At 65.7% G+C, this 230-nt stretch carries 1 protein-coding gene; it reads left to right on the top strand.

Translation table 11 applies throughout. The features are described from left to right. Nucleotides 1–230, top strand: a 230-nt coding sequence (locus tag KUG43_RS00525; RefSeq protein WP_216905184.1) for a glycogen/starch/alpha-glucan phosphorylase, incomplete at both ends; no start/stop codon positions are given.

Genomic DNA, 230 nt, shown 5'->3' with positions numbered 1-230 from the left:
TTCGACGTGCAGGTGAAGCGCATCCACGAGTACAAGCGCCAGCACCTCAATGCCCTCCAGGTGATCGCCCAGTACCTGCGCATCAAGAACGGCCTCGCCGATGGCCTCGCCCCCCGCACCGTGATCTTCGGCGGCAAGGCCGCCCCGGGCTACGCCATGGCCAAGCTGATCATCCGCTTCATCAACGGCATCGCCGATGTCGTCAACGCCGACCCCGACATGGACGGCCG

Source organism: Synechococcus sp. CCY 0621 (assembly GCF_019038465.1).
GTDB lineage: Bacteria > Cyanobacteriota > Cyanobacteriia > PCC-6307 > Cyanobiaceae > Cyanobium.
The sequence above is the reverse complement of the archived record's forward strand: the minus strand, read 5'-3'. Positions and strand labels throughout refer to the sequence as shown.